We start from the raw sequence: 16773 nt of genomic DNA, 5'->3' as shown, positions 1-16773 counted from the left end.
ATCATGACCGGACAGAACACCCGCACTGGCAAGGTTGCCGTTTTTGCAGACAGAGAAGCCGCCACACGCCATCTGGCCGACTGGCTGTTGCTGGAGGCGCTGGCCAAAAAGGATGGGCCGTTCAGCATTGCCCTGTCCGGCGGCAGTACGCCGCAACTGCTCTACAGCATGATGGCGTCCGAGCCGTATGCCAGCCGCTTCCCGTGGGCACGCATGGAGTTCTTTCTGGGGGATGACCGCTTTCTGGCGCATGACCATGAGGACAGCAATTCCGGCATGCTCCAGCGCCTGCTGTTCTCCCGCGTGCCGGTGCCCGCAGAAAATGTGCATCTCATCCCCACGGCTGGCACCGCGGAAGAGGCCGCCAAAGAGTATGATGCCGAACTGAAAAAGTTTTACGGGGCCGAAACACTCCAGCCCGGCAAGCCGCTGTTTGATGTCAATCTGCTCGGGCTGGGCAGCGATGGCCATACGGCCTCCCTGTTCCCCGGCCAGCCGGTGCTGAAGGAGCGGACGGCGTGGGTTTCCACCTGCGTGCCGCCCGTCGCTCCCTACACGCGCCTGACCATGACCTACCCGGCCATTGATGCCAGCCGCCATGTTGTCTTTCTGGTGGAAGGTGCGTCCAAGCGGGAGACCGTGGCCAAAGTCCGTGCGCAGGACCCCGCCTGCCCGGCCAGCGCCATTACCGCCATGGGGGATCTGACCTGGGTGCTGGACCGTGACGCCGCCCCCGCAGACGTATAAAACACGCACGGCCTGACCAGATCTGACCGATAAAAAACAAGAACAAGGAACAGCTCCATGACCGACAAAACACCAGACCCCGCCGCCAACCTGAAACAGCAAGCCGCCATCAAGGCCGCAGCACTGGTGCAGGACGGGATGGCTGTCGGTCTTGGAACAGGCTCCACAGCGTTTTTTGTCGTGGCGGAACTGGGCCGCCGCGTGCGGGAGGAAGGGCTGAAAATCTGCGCCATTCCCACCTCCGACGCCACGGAAGCACAGGCGCGGGAAGAAGGCATTCCGCTCACCACCTTTGGCGCACATCCTGAACTGGACATCACCATTGATGGCGCGGATGAGATCGAGCCGCGCACGCTCAATCTCGTTAAAGGCCGGGGCGGCGCGCTGCTGCGGGAAAAAATTGTGGCCTCCGCGGCCAAGCAGTTTGTGATTGTGGCCGACAGCAGCAAGTATGTTGACCATCTGGGTATGCTCTGCCCGGTGCCGGTGGAAGTCATTCCCTTCGGCTGGGAAAATGTTGCTGTCCAGCTGGGCCGCATGGGCGCGCATGTCACCCCGCGCAAAAAAAGGGACGGGTCTTTTTATCTGACGGATGAAAAGAACCTGATTATGGATTGCGTGTTCGGCCCGATTGAAGACCCGCACAAGCTGGGCACGGATATCCACAGCATTGTCGGTGTGGTGGAACACGGGCTGTTTATTAGCATGGCGACACAGGCCATTACTGCCGGGCCTGAAGGGATCCGCGTGATTACCCCTACCGTGTCCGACGGGCTGATTGCCACCCCGGCGCTAGACCCGGCAGCCCCCGTTACCCGCGTGCCGCCCATGCCGAACCAGAGCGCCAGCAGCAAGACCGTCCTGCCGACGCAACCTGTGGCGGAAGGCATTAAAAAGCGTCTGCTGGTGATTATGGGCGTTTCAGGCTCCGGCAAGACCACCATTGCGGAAGGTCTGCGCAATGAGCTGGGCTGGCCTTTTCAGGAAGGGGATGACCTGCACCCCGCCGCCAATGTTGCCAAAATGGCCGCCAGCATCCCGCTGAATGATGAAGACCGCTGGCCCTGGCTGGCCCGCTGCCAGGAATGGCTGGCCGAGTGTGAACGGGCTGGCACCGGCGGGATTCTCACCTGCTCCGCGCTGAAACATTCCTACCGGGATGTGCTGCGCAAAGGCGGGCTGGACCCCATCTTTATCTACCTGCACACAACGGAATCCGTTCTGCTGGAACGGCTGAAGCGCCGGCGGGGCCATTACATGCCCCCCACCCTGCTGCCCAGCCAGTTGCAGACACTGGAAGCACCCGGGACAGATGAGCATGCCCTCAGCATCTCCGCAGAGGCCAATCCGGCTGAAACCATTGCGGAAATTCTATCCTATCTGAAAACCGCCTGATTGAAGATAAAGGGGAACGCGTGGTGGGCCATAATTACGCAAAACCGCTAACATCTGGCCAGAAGATGGAACGGTTGCTCACGCGCATTCCCCCCTCCTGGGCTATCAAGATGGAGCGTGCGACGGACACCGCCACATGGCGCGCCACGGTTCACGCACCAGAAGCTGCCGAGGGCGCGTGGAGTGACGCGCATCAGGACCCCGCGGATGCGCTGGAAGACGCATGGCGACGCAACCGGACGGTGCTGGCTTAACGCACCCGCCCACGTTTGCGGGGCTGGCCGGTGAGCGGATTGATCTGTTCCCGGCGCGGCGGTTTGGGCGTGGCGTCCGGCACCACATGGCAGGGCACGCCCTCCGCCCGGCGCGCTGCGGCAAAGCGTTCCGCGTGGGTTAGCTGCGCGGCCTGATACAGCACTTTATCCCCCAGCATTACCTTGTGTTGTCGCACCGGTTCTTCCCTTTTCGTGTTCGGAGAGCCGCCATATTGCACCCGCGCCTTCTGTATTCTAACGTATATAATACGATCAGGTCCGGGATACTCATGCGCTCTCTCATGCTCCGTTGCAGATTGCTCTGCTCCTCATCCCTCATGCTCAGCCTGCTGGGCGTGGGGCTGGCTGCCCCTCTGGCTGTGTCCGGTCAGGCTGCCGCACAAGCGGCGCATCCCGCAGCAGGCCCCGGCGCGCACGTTGTCGCGCAGGCCGTAGCCACCATGCCGGCGGTCAATAATATCCCGGTCTATCCCCGTACGGTTACGGATATGAGTGGCACCAGCGTTGCGCTGGACAAAAGTGCCCTCAACATTGCGGACCTCTGGTTTGCCCATAACGAGATTACCGTCATGCTGGGCGGGGCGGAGCGCATCAAGGTCTCGGCGGACAAACCGGCAGATCTGCCCTGGCTGTTCAAGGTCGCCCCGATGCTGCGCTCGGCGGAAACCGGCATCCACCCGGACAGTGTGAACCCGGAAGACCTGCTGAACCGCCATATCGGGCTGGTCTTTGTGCCCACCCACGCCAAGGCAGAAGAGTTGCGCAAAACCGGCCTGCCCACGCTGGATGCGCACTACACCACGCTGCCGCAGATGCTCACGTCCGTGGACATGACGGCCGACGCACTGGCCACACCCTATGCGCATGAGATCGCCAGCGTGTATCGCCAGAAGCTGGAAGCGTTGCAGCAGATCCTGCATGCCCGCACGGCCGCGCTGCCCGCATCCGCCCGCCCGCGCGTGCTGCATATTGCCCGCCTGAACCCCTTGCAGATTGACGGCACGGATACGCTGATTGATGCGTGGATTCAGGCCGCGGGCGGTCGCAATGCGGCAGCCGAGGTTTCCGGCAACCATCGCCCCGTCACGTTTGAGCAGATTGCTGCCTGGAACCCGGACATGATTGTCATCGGGGCCAATGCTGGAACGCTGGCGGCAGACGCACCGCTGCGCACCCTCGCGGCCTTCCAGAACGGCAAGGCGTGGACCAACCCACAAGGCGTGTTCCCGTGGGATCGCTACGGCTGTGAAGTCCTGCTTCAGCTGGAATGGGCCGCCCAGCACTTTCAGCCAGAGATTTTCAAGGACATCGACCTGCGCCGGGACTTGAAAGCGTTCTATAAACAGTTCTTCCGCTACACTCTGACGGAGGACGACGTAACGCGGATTCTGGCAGGCCAGCCGCCCGCCACGCCCTGAGGATAGCCCCCGCGCCTGAGTGCGGATGGGGAACGCTGCGGGACTGACGCCGTTCTCTTACTGTTGGAATGAAATTAGCCCTTCCCTCCCGCAGGAGAAAACAGGCATTAGGGACAGCGTGAGACACCAGACAGACGCCCCTCTGCCTGTTTCAGCGCCGCCATGACCGGCTTGCTGGACCATATGCGCACCCACAACACGCCGCCCCGGCTTCTGGCGGCGCTCAGGGCGCTTGTTCGCAAAGATACCCTGTGGCTTATCGCACTGGCCGCCCTTGTTGGCGTGCTGGCGGGTGGTGTTGTCAGCCTGATGACCACCGCAACATTCCTCGCACATCATCTGCTGGCCCCGGGTTCTGGCCGCCTGTCCGGCCTGACCACTGTCAACCCGGTGCGCGCCCTGCTGGTGCCCATGTGTGGCGGGCTGCTGCTGGGACTGACCAGCCTGTATCTGGCCCGCAAAACCCGCTTCCGCCCGGCAGACCCGATTGAGGCCAACGCCCTGCATGGGGGCCGCATGTCCTTTCGGGACAGTCTGATTCTGGCCGGGCAGACCATTCTCTCCAATGGCTGCGGGGCGTCACTGGGGCTGGAGGCCGGGTTCAGTCAGTTGGGTGCGGCCTTTGGCTCCCGCATCGGGCGGCAGTTGCGCATGCACCGGGCGGATGTGCGCCTGCTGGTCGGCTGCGGGGCCGCCGGGGCCATTGGCGCTGCGTTTGATGCGCCTCTGGCCGGAGCGTTTTACGCGTTTGAACTGATTATCGGCTCCTACACCTTTACCGCGCTGGCTCCGGTGGCGCTGGCTGCCATCTGTGGCATTGGCGTGGTGCATCTGACCGGCACCGTGCTGCCGCCCGTCTGGGTGGCTACACCGCAGGGCATCCCGCTTCTGGCGTATTTCCCCATTATCCTGCTGGGCATTTTTGCCGGACTGGTGGGGGTGATGCTGATGCGCGGCGTCACGCTGACGGAATATACCTTCCAGCGCCTGCCGATGCCGGTCTGGATGCGCCCCGCGCTGGGTGGCCTGCTGGTGGGTGGGCTGGCACTTATTTCCCCCTCCGTGCTCTCCTCCGGCCATATGGCCATGCGGGCCGGACTGATCAGCTCGCCGCCCTTCATGCTCGCCCTCGGCCTGCTGGGGCTTAAGGCGCTGGCCTCCGCCATTTCCATTGGCTCGGGCTTTCGCGGCGGGCTGTTTTTTGCCTCGCTGTATCTGGGTGTGCTGACGGGCGCGGTCTTTGCCGGGGCACTCGCTCCGCTGGCCGTGCTGCCGGTTTCCGTCTGCACCATTGTGGGCATGTGCGCGCTGGCCGTGGCCGTTATTGGCGGGCCCATGACCATGATCTTTCTGGCGCTGGAGACGACCGGTAGCCTGCCGCTGACGGGTGCTGTGGTGGTCTCGGCCATTGTCTCCTCCATGACGGTGCGGCGGACCTTTGGCTACTCCTTCGCCACATGGCGCTTCCATCTGCGCGGGGAAAATATCCGCTCCGGCGTGGATGTAGGCTGGATGCGCACGCTGACAGTGGAGCGGATGATGCGCACGGAAGTCGCCACCTTCCCCGCGACGGAAACCGTGCAGGCCGCCCGCCTTGCCTTCCCCAACCAGACGCCGCGCTACATCATTCTGTGTGACGAACAGAACCACTATAAAGGACTGGTGGAAAACGTTCTGTTTCACGCCAGTCGTGTGCCGGAAACCACGCCGCTGGCTGAGCTTGTGGCCCCCGATGATCTGGCGCTGACCCCGACCCTCTCACTCTCCACCGCTATTGATACGTTCGAGCGGCTGGCCCGCCCGGCGCTGGCTGTGGTGGATGACGACAACCACATTCTCGGCCTGCTGAGCGAACGCTACGTGCTGCGCCGCTATGCGGAAGAACTGGAGCGCACCCGGCGAGAGCTGGCGGGGGAAAAATACCGGGTTTAACCGGGTGTGCACTTTGCACCATGTGACGCGTTGATGATTTCAGTCAGGAGAACCCTCTATGTCTCGCCCCGCTTCTCTGAAGACCCTGCTGCTGGCCTGCGCCCCGGCTGCTCTGGCCCTCGGGCTGGCTGGCCCCGCCCTGAGCGCCCCGACCGCTAAAACCGCGCCTGCCACCACGCCCGCTTTAGATGCTGCCGCTCGGGCTGTGCGGGCCGAGTTGAAATCCGTCGGGGCTACGCGCTTTACCGCCCCGGATTACAAGTCCGGTGTGGTGCGCCATATGGTGATGTTCACCTTCCGCCCCGGCACCACAGCGGCACAGCGCGCGGAGGTCACCCGGCGCTTTATAGCCCTCACCACCCTCTCCCGCAGGCCGGACGGCAAGACAGTCGTGACGTCCATTGAGACCGGGGCGCAGAACAGCGGGGAAAATGCAGACCTCGGTCTGGAGCAGGGCTATCTGGTCACCTTCCCGTCTGAAGGGGACAGGAACTTTTACGTCGGCCGCCCGATTGTCACCGAGGCAGGGCACTTTGACCCGGCGCATGATGCCTTCAAAACCTTTGCCGGACCGTATCTGGCCAAGGTCGTGGTGTTTGACTTTACCCCCATGGCACCGGCAGCGCTCTGATGCGGCGGCCTTTCCCGCACGGAACGGGAGGCCGTACCAACGCAAACGCATATCTGTGATCTGGTATGGATACAGAACAGTGTTATAACACATCATCCTTTTTAAGCCTGATCCAGACGGAGCCTTTTCTTTATGACCGCCCCAGCCCAGACCCCGGCGAACCAGTCTCTTCTGGGCCGCCTGAAGGACATTGCCGGACACAGCCACGTGCTGACCAGCGAGGCCGAAACCTACCGCTTCCGCCATGGCTTCCGCTTTGGCGCGGGCAAGGTGCTGGCCGTGGTGCAGCCCGGCACGCTGGTGGAACTCTGGCGGGTGGCGCAGGCCTGTGTGGATGCGGGCAAGATTATCATCATGCAGGCCGCCAATACCGGCCTGACGGGTGGCTCCACGCCGGATGGTAACGATTATGACCGTGAGATCGTGCTCATCAGCACCCTCCGGCTGACCGGCGCGCATATGATTGGCGGCGGCAAGCAGGTTGTCTGCCTGCCCGGCGCCACGCTGTATGAGCTGGAAAACATGCTGGGCGCCATTGGGCGCGAACCGCATTCCGTTATCGGTTCATCCTGCATTGGCGCGTCCGTTCTGGGCGGCATCAGCAACAACTCGGGCGGGGCGCTGGTGCAGCGTGGCCCGGCCTATACGGAAATGGCCGTGTTTGGTCAGGTGGGGGAAGACGGTAAGCTCCAGCTCGTCAACCATCTGGGCATCCAGCTTGGGAATGACCCGGAAGCCATTCTGAACAAGCTGCAGGCTGGCACGTTCTCCGATGCCGACATCGACTGGGATGCTGGCCGCGGGCATGACAACAACTACATCACTCACGTGCGCGATATTGATGCGGACACCCCCGCCCGCTTTAACGCAGACCCGGCCCGCTGGCATGAAGCCGCAGGCTGCGCGGGCAAGCTGGTGGTGTTTGCCGTGCGTCTGGACACCTTCCCCGCAGCAAAAGACCCGGCAGTGTTCTACATCGGCTCCAACAGCACGGACGAGCTGGAAGATCTCCGCCGCCATATGCTGACAGGGTTTGAAGAACTGCCAATTTCAGGCGAATACATCCACCGCGATGCGTTCAACATTGCCGAGAAATACGGCAAGGACACGTTTGCGGTCATCCGCAAATTCGGCACGAAATTCCTGCCGAAAATGTTCGCCATGAAGTCCCGCTTTGACATTTTTGCCAAACAGTTCGGCTTCCTGCCTGAAAACCTGAGTGACCGCATCATGCAGGCGCTCAGCGTGTTCATCCCCAACCAGCTGCCCAACCGGATGCTGGAATATCGGGACAAGTTTGAACACCACCTGATGCTGAAAACCTCCGCCACGCTGGCAGGCCCGATGAAGGCCTATCTGGAGCAGTTCTTCAGCAAGGCGACCGGTGAATTCTTTGAATGCACGCCCGATGAAGGCTCCCGCGCCTTCCTGCACCGCTTTGCCGCTGCCGGTGCCGCTGTGCGCTACCGCGCCGTGCATCACCGTGAGGCGGAAGACATTGTGGCGCTGGACGTTGCCCTGCGCCGCAACGACCGCAACTGGTTTGAAAAACTGCCGAAAGAGATTGAAGACAAGATTATCGTCAAACTCTATTACGGCCACTTCCTGTGCCATGTGATGCATCAGGATTACGTCATCAAAAAAGGCTACAACGCCATGGCCGTGGAGCACAGCATGCTCCCCGGTCTGGACCAGCGCGGCGCGCGCTACCCGGCGGAACATAACGTGGGCCATCTCTATCAGGCCCCCGATATCATGCTGGCGCATTACCGGGAGCTGGACCCCTGCAACTGCATGAACCCGGGCATTGGTCTGGCCACTAAAAAGAAGAACTGGGTGGCGGAGAGCGTCTAAAACGCGATAGAGAGGTCCGGCCCTTCCCTGTTACCGGACCTCTCGCTTTATGCTCCAGATCGACAGCCTCGTGTTCAACGCATGGGGACGCCAGTTTTTTAATCGTGCCAGCGTCAGCCTGCCCAACCCCTCCAAGGTCTCTCTTGTGGGGCGGAACGGGGTTGGGAAATCGACGCTGTTCAAGCTGATTAAAGGCGAGTTGCAGCCGGACTCCGGTGAAATTTCCATCCCCAAGGCCGCCCGCATTGCAGCGGTGGATCAGGAACATCCGGCCACGGATGTCACCTTGCTGGAAACCATTCTGGCAGCAGATCTGGAACGCGCCACGCTGATGGCCGAGCTGGAAACCGCCGAGCCGGAGCGCATGGGCGATATCTGGATGCGGCTGATTGAAATTGATGCCGACAGCGCCCCCTCCCGCGCTGCGGAAATTCTGAACGGCCTTGGCTTTTCCACCGAGGATCTGGACCGCCCGATGGCGGAATTCTCCGGTGGCTGGCGGATGCGTGTGGCGCTGGCCGCCGCCCTGTTCTCCGAGCCTGACCTGCTGCTGCTGGATGAACCGACCAACTATCTGGACCTTGAAGGCGCGCTCTGGCTGGAAGCCCGGCTGGAACGCTATCCGCATTGTGCCCTGATTATCAGCCATGACCGTGAACTGCTGAACAACTCGGTGGATTTCACGCTGCATGTCACGGAAGGCAAGCTGGAACTTTATACCGGCGGCTATGATTCCTTTGAGCATCAGCGAGCAGAAAAAATCCGCCTGCAAAGTGCCACGCGCGCCAAGCAGGAAGCCGAGCGGGCACATCTGCAATCCTTCGTGGATCGCTTTAAAGCCTCCGCCGCCAAGGCCGCGCAGGCCCAGAGCCGCGTGAAACGTCTGGCCAAGCTGACGCCGATTGAAACCACCATCGAGGCGCAGGTTTCCCCCTTCATCCTGCCCTCTCCGCCCCGCCCGCTGGCCCCGCCGCTGCTGCGGCTGGAAAATGTGGAAGTAGGCTACGGGGATGACCCCGCCATTCTCAAAGACCTTGATCTGCGGCTGGATGTGGACGACCGCATCGGCCTGCTGGGCGTGAACGGGGCCGGTAAATCCACCTTCGCCAAGCTGGTGGCGGGTGCGTTGCAGGCGCGGTCCGGCCGTGTGTCCCGCTCGGCGCGACTGGAAGTGGGCTGGTTCCATCAGCATCAGATTGAAGCGCTGGACCCGCAGCAAACCCCGCTGGATATCATGCGGGAAGCCCGCCCGACGGACAGTGACCAGTCTCACCGTTCCCGACTGGCGCAGTTTGGTATCCATTTTGAAAAGCAGGGCACCAAGGTGGAGGCGCTCTCCGGTGGGGAACGCGCCCGCCTGCTGCTGAACATGGTCGCCATGGCCGCCCCGCATCTGCTGATTCTGGATGAACCGACCAACCATCTGGATATCGACAGCCGCCGCGCCCTGCTGGATGCGCTGAATGCGTATGAAGGCGCTGTGCTGCTGATCACCCATGACCGCTCCCTGATGGAGCTGGTCGCCGACCGCCTGTGGCTGGCGGCAGACAACACCATTGTGCCGTTTGATGGCGATATGGATGACTACGCCCGCTTTGTGATTGAACGCGCCCGTGGCGGCACGGCCGCCCCCTCGCAGCGTGCTGCGAAGGAAAAACGGAACAAGAAAGACAAAAAAGAGAAGAAGAAAAAGTCCTGAGCAGGACGTAGGACGGACCCTTGGCGCAAATTGCCATCACCCCCAGCCTTGCGCTGGATGACGCGGAACTCTCCTTTACCTACATTCTGGCCTCCGGCCCCGGCGGCCAGAATGTAAACAAGGTCGCCACCGCAGCGCAGTTGCGGTTTGATGCTGCCAATTCGCCCTCCCTGCCCGAGCGGGTGCGCACCCGCCTGCTCACACTGGCAGGCAGCCGGGCCACGCGGGACGGGGTGATTGTCATCACTGCTCGCAATTACCGCACCCAGCAGCAGAACCGGGAAGACGCCACCCAGCGTCTGGCCGAACTGATCCGGCAGGCCGCGCATAAGCAGGCCTACCGGGTGCCTACCCGCCCCAGCAAAGGCGCACGCCAGCGGCGGCTGGACGGCAAATCCCGCCGCTCCAGCATCAAGCAGGGGCGCAGTAAGAAATTTGACGATTAGACATAGAACTTCTTTATTAGTCACATAATAAAAATTTCTAGGGCTATAGTTCATATTGAAAATACGTTTGTTTAGTTTGACTTCCATCAAATAAAAAACGTAACACGCACGCTATACCTTCTTTCAGCAAGACGATCTGTGATGTCGCTTGTTAAAAGGAGATGACGCACCATGCCGAAATCTGTCGTAAATCCCGAATTCCTTCCTGTGCTTGAAAAAATGCCGTCTTTTGATGGTCTTTCGGGCATGTCCCTGCCGGAAGTGCGGGAAACATTCCTGACCTCCGTGCGCCTTATAGAAGGCAAGCCTCTGCCGGATGTGGAAGCACAGGAAGAGTATGTGCCCGGCCTGAACAACGCGCCGGATGTGCGTATTCTGACCTACAGCCCCCGCAAACCCGCCCCCAAGGCACCAGCCATGATCTATATCCACGGCGGCGGCCTTGTGTCCGGCCACCCGGAAGTGGATGACCCAAAATGCCAGCAGCTGGCCAGCAAGATGGGCTTCAAGGTTTTTTCCGTCGATTACCGTCTGGCCCCGGAAGTGAAATATCCCGGCGCTATTGAAGATTGCTATGCTGTGCTGAAATGGGTGCATGAAAACGCCGACAAACTGGGCATTGACCGTGAAAAGGTTGTTGTGGCCGGGGAAAGCGCTGGCGGTGGCCTGAGCGCTGCCCTCTCTCTGATGGCGCGGGACAAGAAGGAGTACAAGCTGGCGTATCAGCTGCTCATCTACCCCATGCTGGATGACCGCACGGCCACGACGTCTGACCCCGCCGCAGACTTTGGCGAATTTGTCTGGACCCGCTCCGCCAATAAATTTGCATGGCAGGCTTATCTGGGGAACGACGCCGGGGGCGCCAACACCCCGGCTTATGCGTCCGCCGCCCGTGCGAAGGATCTGACAGGCCTGCCCCCCACCTTTATTGGGGTCGGCTCCATGGACCTCTTCCTGTGTGAAGATCTGGATTACGCCAAACGGCTGATGGCCGCAGGTGTGCCGACAGAAGTCATGGTCGTGCCCGGGGCCTATCATGTGTTCGACATGTATGTGCCGGACGCCGAACTCTCCCGCCGCTTTGCTGATGCATACTGCGCGGGCCTGAAGCGGGTTCTGGGTCTGTAATCCCGCTGGCCGGGCGCTGGCGGAAAACCGGTGCCCGGCCTTCGCCTATCCCAGACGTGAAGTGCCCCCCTCTTTTGCCGGATTGAGAAATCGGGCTTCATGCTGCCTCATGGCTTTTCCTCCGCGAGGCGCATTGATGACAGCTTCCCACCGCCCCACTCAGTCCAGCACCATGACGGCCATTTGCTTTGCAGAGCCGGGCGGGCCGGACGTGCTGCATTGTGAAACACTCCCCATCCCACAGCCGGGGCGGGGCGAGGTGCTGGTACGCGTGCAGGCCGCAGGCGTAAACCGGCCAGACCTGATGCAGCGTGCCGGACTTTACCCCCCGCCGCCCGGAGCCAATCCGCGCCTTGGTCTGGAAATTGCCGGGGAGATTGTGGGCTGTGGTGCGCCGCTGGAAGGCACCCCCATGCCGGAAATTGGCAGCACCGTCTGCGCGCTGGCCAATGGTGGCGGCTATGCGGAATATTGTCTGGTGCCTGCCGGCCAATGTCTGCCCTGGCCCAAAGGGTATGATGCCGTGCAGGCCGCATCCCTGCCGGAAACCTTCTTTACAGTGTGGTCCAACCTGTTCATGCCCGCCCCTCCGGCTGTGGGCCAGCGCGTGCTGATCCACGGCGGCAGCAGCGGCATTGGTGTGACGGCCATCCAGCTGGTGCGGGCCTTTGGGGCCATTCCCTACGTTACGGCAGGCAGTGCGGAAAAATGCGCCCTGTGTGAAAAGCTGGGGGCCATTGCCATCAACTACCATGAGGAAGATTTTGCCGCCCGCCTGCGGGAGCTGACGGATGGCAATGGCGTCAACCTCATTCTGGATATGATCGGCGGCGCGTATTTTGACCGCAACATCAAAAGTCTGGCCATGGACGGGCGGCTGGTGATTATCGCCCTGCAAGGCGGAGCCAAGGCGGAACAGGCTGATCTGGCGCGCATCATGACCCGGCGACTGATCGTCACCGGTAGCACCCTCCGCGGGCGGGATACCGCAACCAAAGCGCGCATTGCGCGGGAATTGCACGCGCAGGTTTGGCCCTTACTGGCCAGCGGCACCATCCGCCCGCGGATTGATACCGTCCTGCCCTTCTCCAAAGCAGCAGAAGCCCACCAGATGATGGAAGACAACAAACATCTGGGCCGCATTATTCTGGTGCCCGACCCAAAAGCCTGATGCGCGGCCCGTGCGAGGCTGCTCATGGGGCCATGCCCGCACGGCCATTCCCCTCATGGGGCTTTTTTCGCTACAAGAAGAGATCTGATCCCTCTCTTTGAGAAGCTTCGCTTTTTATGGCCCCATCTTCCTCTCTTGCGGACAGGCTTGCTGATGTCCGCGCCCGCATCACCGCAGCAGCGCACGATGCCGGGCGAGACCCTGCCTCTGTCACTCTGGTGGCGGTCTCCAAATTCCACCCTGCCAGCAGCGTGCAGGAGGCCATTGCCGCAGGCCAGACGGTGTTTGGTGAAAACCGCGTGCAGGAAGCCGCCGCCAAATTCCCGCCCCTGCGGGAGCACAACCCGGCGCTGCGCCTGCATCTGATCGGCGGCCTGCAAACCAACAAGGCCAAAGACGCCGTACGCATTGCAGATATGATTGAGAGCCTCGATCGCCCTGCGCTGGCCGATGCCCTCGCCCGCGCAGCGGACAGTGTGGGCCGGATGCCCGAACTGCTGATTGAAGTAAACACGGGCGACGAACCCCAGAAATTTGGCGTCCCGAAAGAAGAAGCCGACAGTTTTATCCGCACCTGCCGCCAGCGTTTTGGCACCAGTTTGCGGGGCCTGATGTGCATCCCGCCAGCGGAAGAAGACCCCGCCCCACATTTCCGGCTGCTGCGCAGCATGGCGCAGACGCATGGCCTGCCCGTGCTCTCCATGGGCATGTCCGCCGATTACCCGATTGCCATTGCCGAGGGCGCGACACTGGTGCGCGTGGGCACAGCCATTTTTGGCCCGCGCCCACCCACCGCCTGACGGGCGGAGACCAGATAACTTGCAATTCCCCGGCTACACCCCCTATGCAAACGCCGGGACACATTTTCCCACGAGCGACGTGGAGCCAGAACTGACATGACAGACCCTGCTAAAACCCCCGGAACAGACCCGCAGTCTGGCACCCCACCCCACGCCGCGGCACAACCCGCTCCGGCTCAGGCTGAAAAGCCACAGATTACGGAATTTGACGCCGACCACCCGCAACATGCGGCCGCCCCTGTGGGCTTTGCCGCTCTGCTGGGTGTGCTGGGCGTTGTGTATGGGGATATCGGGACCAGCCCGCTTTATGCCTTCCGCTCCACAGTGGAAGTGATTTCCGGGCACCATAACGTCGCCCCGTGGGAAATTATGGGGGTCGCCAGTCTTATTTTCTGGACGCTGATCCTCATCGTGACGGTCAAATACGTTATCCTGATCATGCGGGCCGACCATAATGGCGAGGGCGGCATTCTTGCCATCATGTCCCTCGCCCAGCGTATGGCCACCAACCCCAGGACCCGATGGGCACTTGGGCTGGTGGGCATTGTCGGGGCCTGTCTGTTCTTTGGGGATGGCATTATTACCCCGGCCATTTCGGTGCTCTCGGCTATTGAAGGGGTGGAAGTCAGCGTGCCTGCCGCGCATGACTTTGTGATCCCCATTGCCATTCTGGTCATTATCAGTCTGTTCAGCGTGCAGTGGATCGGCACCGGGAAGGTCGGGACCATTTTCGGGCCGGTCATGCTGCTGTGGTTCGGCACGCTGGGGGCGCTGGGCGTTGTGCAGATCCTGCATCACCCCGGGGTTTTGATGGCGCTTTCCCCCACCTATGCGCTGGAATTTGTGTTCTATCACGGCAGGCTTTCGTTCCTCGCCCTTGGCTCCGTGGTGCTGTGCGTCACCGGGGCGGAGGCGCTGTATGCCGATATGGGCCATTTTGGCCGCGCACCCATCCGCTACGCCTGGCTGTTCTTTGTGCTGCCCATGCTGGTGCTGAACTATTTTGGTCAGGCCGCGCTGGTCATTGCTGATCCCAAAGCGCTGATAAACCCGTTCTTCCTGATGTGCCCGCACTGGATGCAGGGGCCGATGGTGGTGCTTTCCACCTTCGCTACCGTTATTGCCAGTCAGGCCGGGATTTCCGGCGGCTTCTCTATCTGCCGTCAGCTTATCCAGCTTGGCTACATGCCGCGCCTGCGCATTACCCACACCAATGCGGAAGAAGAAGGCCAGATCTATCTGCCGGACTTCAACCGCTTTCTTGCCGTGGGCGCCGTGCTGCTGGTTGTGGCCTTCCGCAGTTCCGACGCTCTGGCCTCGGCTTACGGCATTGCCGTGACAGGCACCTTCATCTGCACCTCCATTCTGGCCATTGTGGTGTTCCGTAAACACTTCAACTGGCCTGTCTGGCAGGTGGCCCTTGTGTTTGGCGGCTTCCTGGCGCTGGACAGCACCTTCTTTGCCGCCAATGCGCTGAAGATCCCCGATGGCGGCTGGGTGCCGGTGTTGCTGGGCTGTGTGCTGACCCTGATGATGACCACATGGAAGAAGGGCCGCGGCCTGATTGTGGCCCGCCAGCGGCAGGACAGCCTGCCCATGGGCTCCTTCATTGCGCGTCTGCCGCAGTCCCGCATTATCCGCGTGCCGGGCATGGCCGTGTTCATGACGGGCACGCCGGACTTTGTGCCGCCCTGCCTGCTGCATAACCTGCGCCACAACAAGATCCTGCATGACCACGTGCTGTTTGTAACAGTGCAGAACCTTGACCAGCCGGAAGCCGACCGTGGCCACCGCGTGGCGGTGGAAGAACTGGCCCCCAATATCTACCGCGTCATCCTGCGGTACGGCTTTATGGAAATGCCGAACATCCCGCGCGCACTGGAAGACCTGAAGTCCAACGGCGTGGATTTTGACGCCCTGCAGGCCTCTTACTTCACATCCCGCGAACTCATTACCCGCTCTTCCGTGCCGCGCATTTCGCACTGGCGGATGTCCCTGTTCCTGTTCATGGCACGCAACGCCACCTCCAGCATGGAATTTTTCCGTATTCCGCCGGACCGCGTGGTGCAGCTGGGCGTGAAGGTGGCCATCTGACCGCCCTCGCACCTTCAAGCGCCGAGCCTCTCGCGCTCTACATCCACTGGCCATTCTGTCTGGCCAAATGCCCGTACTGTGACTTCAACTCACACGTGCGGGAACGGATGCCGGAGGCTCGCTTTGCGGCTGCCCTGCGCACGGAACTGGCGCATGAGGCCGCGCGGCTGGGCCGCCGCAAACTCGGCTCCATCTTCTTTGGCGGGGGCACGCCCTCCCTGATGGCTCCCGAGAGTGTGGCCGCGCTGATTGCCGATGCCACAACGCTTTTCGAGCCGCTGCCCAACCTTGAAATCACGCTGGAAGCCAACCCGACCAGCGTAGAATCTGGCCGCCTGAGCGCCTTCCGGCAGGCGGGAGTGAACCGGGTTTCGCTAGGTATTCAGGCGCTGGATGATGCCTCGCTCAAGTTTCTGGGCCGGGAACATTCGGCCAAGCAGGCCCTCGCCGCGCTTGAGATTGCGCGTGGCCTGTTCCCCCGCATTACGTTTGACCTGATTTATGCCCGCCCCTGCCAGACGCTGGCTGACTGGCAGGCCGAACTGGATACCGCACTCAGTCTGGTGGCAGACCATGTCTCGCTCTATCAGCTGACCATTGAACCCGGCACCAAATTTGAAGCCCTGTATCGCACCGGCGCGTTCACCCTGCCGGATGAAGACGCCGCCGCCCGACTGTATCAGGAAACCAGCGAGGTTACTGCACGGCACGGTCTGGCGGGCTATGAAGTCTCCAACTACGCCCGCCCCGGCAGTGAAAGCCGCCATAACCTGACCTACTGGCGCTATGGCGATTATCTGGGCCTCGGCCCCGGCGCGCATGGACGCATCACGCAAGGTGACGCCCTGTTTGCCACCCGCCGCCACCGTGCGCCGGAACCCTGGGCGGATCTGGTGGAACGCACCGGTACCGGCCAGACCTCGCAGGATGCGCTGGACCCGACGGACCGCGCGCGGGAAATGCTGCTGATGGGCCTGCGCGTCACGGAAGGCATCAACGCCCACCGCTTTACCGCCCGCACCGGCCTGAGCCTGCACGACGCGCTGGACCCGGTTATTCTGGAAGCAGCACTTGAAGAAGGCTATCTGGAGCAAACCGCCGAAACCCTCCGCGCCACCCCGGAAGGCCGCCTGCGACTGGAAGCCCTGCTCGGGGCATTGGTGCTGTAAGCGAAGCCCCATAC

At 61.8% G+C, this 16773-nt stretch carries 15 protein-coding genes and 1 pseudogene; 15 read left to right on the top strand and 1 reads right to left on the bottom strand.

Annotated features, from left to right (window positions below; all coding sequences use genetic code 11):
• Positions 1 to 3: 3 nt before the first annotated feature.
• From pgl to ACHQGU_RS02210, 4 genes and pseudogenes are all read left to right on the top strand, one after another.
• Entirely contained in the window at positions 4 to 747 is a 744-nt protein-coding gene (gene pgl / locus ACHQGU_RS02225; RefSeq protein WP_395495721.1) for a 6-phosphogluconolactonase, read from the top strand.
• Positions 748 to 804: 57 nt separating this feature from the next.
• A pseudogene (gene rpiA, locus ACHQGU_RS02220) lies at positions 805 to 1506 on the top strand (ribose-5-phosphate isomerase RpiA); the annotation flags it as partial.
• Positions 1507 to 1575: 69 nt separating this feature from the next.
• A complete protein-coding gene (locus tag ACHQGU_RS02215; RefSeq protein ID WP_395496361.1) occupies positions 1576 to 2142 on the top strand; it encodes a gluconokinase in 567 nt (188 codons plus the stop codon).
• Positions 2143 to 2162: 20 nt separating this feature from the next.
• Complete coding sequence (locus ACHQGU_RS02210) at positions 2163 to 2396, top strand: hypothetical protein (protein ID WP_395495720.1); 234 nt, start codon at positions 2163 to 2165, stop codon at positions 2394 to 2396.
• Here ACHQGU_RS02210 and ACHQGU_RS02205 read toward each other — a convergent pair.
• The gene (locus ACHQGU_RS02205) at positions 2393 to 2593 is read right to left on the bottom strand and encodes a hypothetical protein (RefSeq protein ID WP_197463952.1); all 201 of its coding nucleotides are present in this window, start codon (positions 2591 to 2593) and stop codon (positions 2393 to 2395) included. The two genes, ACHQGU_RS02210 and ACHQGU_RS02205, sit on opposite strands and share 4 nt — an antisense overlap.
• A gap of 105 nt (positions 2594 to 2698) precedes the next feature.
• Here ACHQGU_RS02205 and ACHQGU_RS02200 point away from each other — a divergent pair, with 105 nt between their 5' ends.
• From ACHQGU_RS02200 to hemW, 11 genes are all read left to right on the top strand, one after another.
• Positions 2699 to 3835 carry an ABC transporter substrate-binding protein gene (locus ACHQGU_RS02200; RefSeq protein WP_395495719.1) on the top strand — a complete coding sequence of 379 codons (1137 nt, stop codon included), beginning with the start codon at positions 2699 to 2701 and terminating at the stop codon, positions 3833 to 3835.
• 162 nt (positions 3836 to 3997) lie between these two features.
• Positions 3998 to 5767 (top strand): chloride channel protein, encoded by a 1770-nt coding sequence (locus ACHQGU_RS02195; protein WP_062272222.1) that lies wholly within the window; start codon positions 3998 to 4000, stop codon positions 5765 to 5767.
• A gap of 58 nt (positions 5768 to 5825) precedes the next feature.
• The gene (locus ACHQGU_RS02190; protein ID WP_395495718.1) at positions 5826 to 6398 is read left to right on the top strand and encodes a Dabb family protein; all 573 of its coding nucleotides are present in this window, start codon (positions 5826 to 5828) and stop codon (positions 6396 to 6398) included.
• A gap of 132 nt (positions 6399 to 6530) precedes the next feature.
• On the top strand, positions 6531 to 8252 hold the full coding sequence (dld, locus tag ACHQGU_RS02185) for a D-lactate dehydrogenase (protein ID WP_395495717.1): 1722 nt from the start codon (positions 6531 to 6533) through the stop codon (positions 8250 to 8252).
• A gap of 49 nt (positions 8253 to 8301) precedes the next feature.
• Entirely contained in the window at positions 8302 to 9951 is a 1650-nt protein-coding gene (locus ACHQGU_RS02180; RefSeq protein ID WP_395495716.1) for an ABC-F family ATP-binding cassette domain-containing protein, read from the top strand.
• A 20-nt stretch (positions 9952 to 9971) separates the two neighbouring features.
• On the top strand, positions 9972 to 10397 hold the full coding sequence (arfB, locus tag ACHQGU_RS02175; protein WP_301273827.1) for an alternative ribosome rescue aminoacyl-tRNA hydrolase ArfB: 426 nt from the start codon (positions 9972 to 9974) through the stop codon (positions 10395 to 10397).
• A 171-nt stretch (positions 10398 to 10568) separates the two neighbouring features.
• On the top strand, positions 10569 to 11525 hold the full coding sequence (locus ACHQGU_RS02170; protein WP_395495715.1) for an alpha/beta hydrolase: 957 nt from the start codon (positions 10569 to 10571) through the stop codon (positions 11523 to 11525).
• 136 nt (positions 11526 to 11661) lie between these two features.
• A complete protein-coding gene (locus ACHQGU_RS02165; RefSeq protein WP_252353902.1) occupies positions 11662 to 12696 on the top strand; it encodes an NAD(P)H-quinone oxidoreductase in 1035 nt (344 codons plus the stop codon).
• A 116-nt stretch (positions 12697 to 12812) separates the two neighbouring features.
• Positions 12813 to 13496, top strand: coding sequence for a YggS family pyridoxal phosphate-dependent enzyme (locus tag ACHQGU_RS02160; RefSeq protein ID WP_253558640.1), 684 nt, complete (start codon positions 12813 to 12815; stop codon positions 13494 to 13496).
• 96 nt (positions 13497 to 13592) lie between these two features.
• Positions 13593 to 15590: a potassium transporter Kup gene (locus tag ACHQGU_RS02155; protein ID WP_395495714.1), complete on the top strand. Its 1998-nt coding sequence runs from the start codon at positions 13593 to 13595 to the stop codon at positions 15588 to 15590.
• A complete protein-coding gene (hemW, locus tag ACHQGU_RS02150; RefSeq protein WP_395496360.1) occupies positions 15587 to 16759 on the top strand; it encodes a radical SAM family heme chaperone HemW in 1173 nt (390 codons plus the stop codon). Before ACHQGU_RS02155 ends, hemW begins: the two co-directional genes overlap by 4 nt.
• Positions 16760 to 16773: the final 14 nt, after the last annotated feature.

It is taken from the genome of Acetobacter sp. KSO5 (genome assembly GCF_044094635.1).
Lineage (GTDB): Bacteria > Pseudomonadota > Alphaproteobacteria > Acetobacterales > Acetobacteraceae > Acetobacter > Acetobacter cerevisiae.
Note: the sequence above shows the minus strand (reverse complement) of the source record. Positions and strands in the feature narration are given on the sequence as shown.

What these genes read in the sequence shown, in the direction of transcription:
- dld (WP_395495717.1), top strand. Translation starts at nt 6,531, where the DNA reads ATGACCGCCCCAGCCCAGACCCCGGCGAACCAGTCTCTTCTGGGCCGC.
- ACHQGU_RS02165 (WP_252353902.1), top strand. Translation starts at nt 11,662, where the DNA reads ATGACAGCTTCCCACCGCCCCACTCAGTCCAGCACCATGACGGCCATT.
- ACHQGU_RS02155 (WP_395495714.1), top strand. Translation starts at nt 13,593, where the DNA reads ATGACAGACCCTGCTAAAACCCCCGGAACAGACCCGCAGTCTGGCACC.
- ACHQGU_RS02160 (WP_253558640.1), top strand. Translation starts at nt 12,813, where the DNA reads ATGGCCCCATCTTCCTCTCTTGCGGACAGGCTTGCTGATGTCCGCGCC.
- ACHQGU_RS02170 (WP_395495715.1), top strand. Translation starts at nt 10,569, where the DNA reads ATGCCGAAATCTGTCGTAAATCCCGAATTCCTTCCTGTGCTTGAAAAA.
- pgl (WP_395495721.1), top strand. Translation starts at nt 4, where the DNA reads ATGACCGGACAGAACACCCGCACTGGCAAGGTTGCCGTTTTTGCAGAC.
- ACHQGU_RS02180 (WP_395495716.1), top strand. Translation starts at nt 8,302, where the DNA reads ATGCTCCAGATCGACAGCCTCGTGTTCAACGCATGGGGACGCCAGTTT.
- ACHQGU_RS02190 (WP_395495718.1), top strand. Translation starts at nt 5,826, where the DNA reads ATGTCTCGCCCCGCTTCTCTGAAGACCCTGCTGCTGGCCTGCGCCCCG.
- ACHQGU_RS02215 (WP_395496361.1), top strand. Translation starts at nt 1,576, where the DNA reads ATGCCGAACCAGAGCGCCAGCAGCAAGACCGTCCTGCCGACGCAACCT.
- ACHQGU_RS02195 (WP_062272222.1), top strand. Translation starts at nt 3,998, where the DNA reads ATGACCGGCTTGCTGGACCATATGCGCACCCACAACACGCCGCCCCGG.
- ACHQGU_RS02200 (WP_395495719.1), top strand. Translation starts at nt 2,699, where the DNA reads ATGCTCCGTTGCAGATTGCTCTGCTCCTCATCCCTCATGCTCAGCCTG.